At 51.9% G+C, this 4,639-nt stretch carries 6 protein-coding genes and 1 pseudogene; 1 reads left to right on the forward strand and 6 read right to left on the reverse strand.

Going from position 1 to position 4,639, the window contains the following annotated elements:
- Positions 1 to 103: 103 nt before the first annotated feature.
- The 4 genes from ABRP93_RS11310 to ABRP93_RS11325 form a co-directional block, all read right to left on the reverse strand.
- The gene (locus tag ABRP93_RS11310; protein ID WP_302521201.1) at positions 104 to 625 is read right to left on the reverse strand and encodes a YbjN domain-containing protein; all 522 of its coding nucleotides are present in this window, start codon (positions 623 to 625) and stop codon (positions 104 to 106) included.
- Positions 618 to 1,109 carry a YbjN domain-containing protein gene (locus ABRP93_RS11315; RefSeq protein ID WP_005283185.1) on the reverse strand — a complete coding sequence of 164 codons (492 nt, stop codon included), beginning with the start codon at positions 1,107 to 1,109 and terminating at the stop codon, positions 618 to 620. Before ABRP93_RS11315 ends, ABRP93_RS11310 begins: the two co-directional genes overlap by 8 nt.
- A gap of 693 nt (positions 1,110 to 1,802) precedes the next feature.
- Complete coding sequence (locus ABRP93_RS11320; RefSeq protein WP_023022516.1) at positions 1,803 to 2,204, reverse strand: alpha-amylase inhibitor; 402 nt, start codon at positions 2,202 to 2,204, stop codon at positions 1,803 to 1,805.
- Complete coding sequence (locus ABRP93_RS11325) at positions 2,201 to 2,497, reverse strand: hypothetical protein (protein ID WP_302521202.1); 297 nt, start codon at positions 2,495 to 2,497, stop codon at positions 2,201 to 2,203. Before ABRP93_RS11325 ends, ABRP93_RS11320 begins: the two co-directional genes overlap by 4 nt.
- A 765-nt stretch (positions 2,498 to 3,262) precedes the next feature.
- On the opposite strand from ABRP93_RS11325, the pseudogene ABRP93_RS11330 reads away from it, so the two are divergent.
- Positions 3,263 to 3,589 (forward strand): annotated as a pseudogene (locus tag ABRP93_RS11330) (transposase); the annotation flags it as partial.
- Positions 3,590 to 3,592: 3 nt separating this feature from the next.
- Here ABRP93_RS11330 and ABRP93_RS11335 read toward each other — a convergent pair.
- Positions 3,593 to 4,021 (reverse strand): IS3 family transposase, encoded by a 429-nt coding sequence (locus ABRP93_RS11335; RefSeq protein ID WP_023022511.1) that lies wholly within the window; start codon positions 4,019 to 4,021, stop codon positions 3,593 to 3,595.
- A 121-nt stretch (positions 4,022 to 4,142) separates the two neighbouring features.
- The gene (locus ABRP93_RS11340) at positions 4,143 to 4,343 is read right to left on the reverse strand and encodes a transposase (protein ID WP_023022506.1); all 201 of its coding nucleotides are present in this window, start codon (positions 4,341 to 4,343) and stop codon (positions 4,143 to 4,145) included.
- Positions 4,344 to 4,639 lie beyond the last annotated feature (296 nt).

Genomic DNA, 4,639 nt, shown 5'->3' on the forward strand with positions numbered 1-4,639 from the left:
AAAATGGTAATAAGAAGGCCGCTGCTTAACCCCTAAGCAGCTTAACTACGTGTCCACGATTTGCGGGCAACCCCACGGGGGAGAAGGCCTTAGGTAAGGCGGCTTAAGCGTTGTCAGACGGCGTGGAGTTTTCCTCGCTGCCGTTTCCGGCCTTCGCAGCGGTTTCAGATCCGAGCTTGGCCATTTCCTCGGCGGCAGACACCATGGCGTCCTGGCCGTTGATGACGGCGTCGACGGCCTTCTTCAAAGCGGTGGTGAGCTGCTCATCGGTCATTCCGGCCGCGGCGGGAATGTCGCGCTCGGTGCGGACGACGAGCATGTCATCGTGCTCAGAAATAACGGCTCGCGCGCCAAATGCGACAGAGTTGATCTGGTTGGCGGCGAGGAAGAGCCCGGCATCGGCCTTGGAAAATGAGGCATCGGTTGGCACATCGCAGCGCACGATGACAACGGAATCCAAGACCGCAAACATGGTGGGCAGGCCATTGAGGTTGGCGGTGGCGGCGTCGATTTCGCCTTCCACCTTGGTCAGCTCAATATCGAAGGTGCCCATGGCGGCAACGACGCGGTCCAGATCGACCTCGGGCAAGTTGTTTTCGGTGGATGCGGTGGATGCATTAGTCATGGTTATGCTCCTCCCAGGTGACAAGCTGTGGGTAGTGCTCTTCAACAAAAGCCATGGACTGCAGCATGGAGTCCAAGGTGGACATTACGAAGGCACCGATCTGGTTGCGGGACAGGCCATGGGAAATGTTGATTTCGCGCACGCCGGAGACGGCCAGATTATTTTCGGACGACTCAAAAAAGCGCAGGGTGGGCGCGAAGTGCTGTTGGTTCCACTTGTTGAGAACCATGAGCAGTTGTGGGCCCTCCGAGGCTGGGGCATTACCGCGCCAGACGGAGTCCGCCACGAGGACATCGTCACGCACCTGCAGGGCAATAGCGATATTGGAAAAGCCGGTGCGCAGGATCTTTACCGTTTCGCCTTCGCCGACGGTCTGTTCTTCTACGCGGTACTCGAGCTTTTCGGAGTCAAAAATCTCACCGATGCGCTCGAGGGTGACATCCTCAATGGGCGTATCGGGATACAGGGTTGGTTCTTCAGACACGTAAGTAGTCTCAATCCATGTACTAATCGGGGATAATGGTCAACCCTGCCTAGTTTACCTAACTACACCGGCGCTTTCTGGCAAGTGAGTATTGTGGCAGGTCTTATTCACCGTCCGGGCCACAGGCTGAAGTGCGGCCTGACCCCCGGAAAATGGACACGTCGGGGGTTAGGCCCCACCCGAATGTATGTGCGATCCGCGTATAGCTAGCACCGTCAAGGAACATCGCAAGGATCTGTTTGAAGTTAGCCACAACAATGGCCTCTTTCCAAGTAGAAGTTGATGCGACACCAACGAATCGTGGTGTCGCCAACATCAACTATGAAAGAAAAACCCTTGCAGTACCAGGTACCCGTAACCCTGGTACCAACTACGCGGACTCACGGTACCAACTACCCCAAATCCACACAGATACGCAGTGGGATCGATATGATGGGGGTTAGCGGCCATCGCGGTCATATTCCTTTCGAGGATAGGTTGAAGTTGATTCGAAAGGTACCCGTGATGGTCGCCTTGCTGTGCACCGGCACAAGGCTTACCGCGGGCTACAGATACACCACACTAAAGGACACAACCCATTAGGTCCGATAACCTCAACCAACTTGGACCTTGGTTGGGGTTATTTTATTGTCCCAGACCGACCGTGTACGCGACAATCAGACTGACTATACCTATCCTAGATATTCTTGAGCATTAGCAGGAAACAACTCCATCAAACCTTGCTCTGTGGTTGAACCAGCTGCCGAAGTGATGATCGTGCGTTGCGTGAGGTTCGAGATATACGCATTCAGAATCTTTGCCGAAAGCGATTAAGACTTTGATTCCCTGTTTCCCTGGGCAGTTATTTGTTACTTTTACGTTGTCAGCACTTGGCTGGACGTTAACGCAGGTAGCAACCGGGGACGAAGCGGAAAAGAAACTAATTCCGCCCTTAGTTGTGTCGGGGAGAAAACCGTCTGGGTCGACAGAGAGTGGCACGGTGTCCCCAGGTTGATACTGATTATTTTCAGATGCGTGGGCGGTGACGGGGGACACTGCAGTTAGTAAAGTGCAGCCCATTAAAATGAGACCCTTTTCCACGTCATTGACAATCATCCTTTCTGGATATATTCCATAGAATTTAATTTATTCTTTTCGGGAGTTGAGGTAAGGAACATCTCTACGAAACCAGAGCCCTGAAGTATTTCATCCCACTCGATAGATTCTTCATTTCTACTTAAATCAGGGAATCTTCCCCAAAGGCGAACGACGTTTCCTTCGTGAAGTCTAGGGTTAAAGAGGTCGAAGTGGTACCAGAGCTGATTTTCGGGGGAGCCGCTGTTTCTTCCCGCTTGGATGCCGACTCCGGCTAAAATTGTTTCCTCTGGAAGTATGGTGTCTTGAAACATTTGGGTTGATATATTTTTCAAAAACTTGATTTCATCAGTTGTGATAGAAACAAATTGATTGATGACTATTCTCCTAGCGGTAGAAAGCAGTGATTATTCCGACAGGTCGGCCGTCTCCGCTTGCGGGATCTACTCGTTCTGTGGCAACAACCGTCATAACCCTTCCATTGATTGGGTAAGAGCATGTTTTCTTGCCATTTCCTGCATTTAAGCCGCCTTTGCAGTCGGGGGCGTTATGTAAAACTGTGTCAATCTCTGTAGTGGCTGGAACGAAACCGTCGTGACTGTCTTTGATGTGAGAAAGCCCAAAACCAACACTGCCGGGTTCATCTCCTTATCCTACGCGGAGTGGAAGATCCTCGCCTTTCGGACCAATGATTGTTTGGCTGATGGTCCAGTCAATTGGCTAAGCGGCCACTGCAGTGGGGGAAACAAGTAATCCGATAAATTCCGCCAAAATTGGCGGATAAAAATTTCTTTACTTTCACGGGCAACGTCTTTCAAATGTATTTGGAAGATTTGCGACGGGAGAGAATGAAACCTTTGGTGCTGATGTTGGTGTCAAGTGAGGCATGAATCAAAAAGGAAACCCTGTCTCATTAATTATGATGGTCTAACTCTCCGTTTCCCGCAAGACCTTTTTGTGAATGCATAAATTAATTTATGCATTGCTTCAATCGGGCTGCTACTCCGAAAACACAGTAGAACTTATGCCATAGTCTATGGGACTATCGCGACAGCTTTACTGATCCGATTCGCCAGCTGCTGGTGTTTCACGCCGACCGTGGAACCCAATTCACCAGTGAGAAGCTCTGGGAGGTGTGCCGCAACCTAGGCATTGACCAGTCTGTGGGACGTACCGGAGTGTGTTTCGATAATGCGATGGCCGAGTCATTCTGGTCGACGCTTAAAACCGAGTTCTACGACCGTAAGCGCTGGGCAACCCGTGATGCCGCACGCAAGGCCGTTGCCTACTGGATTGAAGTCGTCTACAACCGTCGGCGCAGGCACTCCGCACTCGGGATGGTCAGCCCCGTCGATTTCGAAAATCACATCACCCAAACCAGAAACGAAGAAAAAATCGCTGCCTAACCGCTAGGTAGCTCCACTACGTGTCCACGATTTGCGGGCAACCCCAGACGCGCATGTGGTCTGCGAGCGCATAACCTGCAAGTTTCCGCGAGTAAGTGCCAATAACGGTGGCCAGGCTTGCGCCTGGTAGTGACACATCGGCGGCGCTTGGTAAAGCCTTTGAAATCCCATGGATTTCATGATGCGTGCGACCTTCTTGTGGTTGATCGGGGTAAACGCCGTGTCCTCGTTCAGGCTTGCGGCGATGCGTTTAGCACCATAAAGACCATGCTCATCATCAAAGATGGTTGCGATCCTCGCACCAATAAGACCATCGGAACACATCTTTAACCTGCGCTGTTCACGGGTTTGGACCCATTTATAAAACGAGGAACGATTCAGCTTCAACACCTGGCACATCCGTGTGAGCCGAGTATTCGGTTCGGTGGTCATAGACACACTGGAAGCAGAACTCCCGTGAGCCTGCTTTAAGCAAAATACTTAGCGGCCTTGCGCAGGATGTCGCGTTCTTCGCGCAGTTTAGAGAATTCCTTTTCCAACTGGCGGATGCGTCTCACGATTCATTTGCCGTTTGGGCTTTATCCTGCATGGCTTTTATGCGGGCACGTTTGCCGGTGCCGTACTTCTTGACCCATGAATGCAGCGAGGCTCGGTTGATGCCGAGCTCTGCTGATGCTGCGTTCAGCGAGAGGTCCTCATTGTTTTCATAGAGGGCCACACCGTCGCGTTTGAACTGTTCGGAGTACCTGGACATGGTGGTAGATTACCTTTCTTGCCAGCCCGACTGGGCTGGATATCAGGTGTCCACCAAAAAGGGGTCAGGTCCGTCCTGCAAGCTTGCCGACATGGTCATTGGCATAACTCCGCTCAAGCTCGTGCGCGAAATACTTCGCTTGATGGTTGGAGAGGTGCAGTCCGAAGGAGATACCGGGGTTCTCATGGCGCGTGCTCTCCGGTACAGAATGGTCTGGGCTGAGGTTACCCTCGTTTAGTGGACACCCTATTAGTACGGATCTTGTGTCCGTAGGAGAGGATGTTCATTGTGAGTTC

This window comes from Corynebacterium sp. KPL2850 (assembly GCF_040225855.1).
Lineage (GTDB): Bacteria > Actinomycetota > Actinomycetes > Mycobacteriales > Mycobacteriaceae > Corynebacterium.

Bases quoted from the DNA above. Each gene is read 5' to 3' on its own strand.
- ABRP93_RS11320 (WP_023022516.1), bottom strand. From the start codon at position 2,204: ATGATTGTCAATGACGTGGAAAAGGGTCTCATTTTAATGGGCTGCACT.
- ABRP93_RS11340 (WP_023022506.1), bottom strand. From the start codon at position 4,343: ATGTCCAGGTACTCCGAACAGTTCAAACGCGACGGTGTGGCCCTCTAT.
- ABRP93_RS11325 (WP_302521202.1), bottom strand. From the start codon at position 2,497: ATGTTTCAAGACACCATACTTCCAGAGGAAACAATTTTAGCCGGAGTC.
- ABRP93_RS11335 (WP_023022511.1), bottom strand. From the start codon at position 4,021: ATGACCACCGAACCGAATACTCGGCTCACACGGATGTGCCAGGTGTTG.
- ABRP93_RS11310 (WP_302521201.1), bottom strand. From the start codon at position 625: ATGACTAATGCATCCACCGCATCCACCGAAAACAACTTGCCCGAGGTC.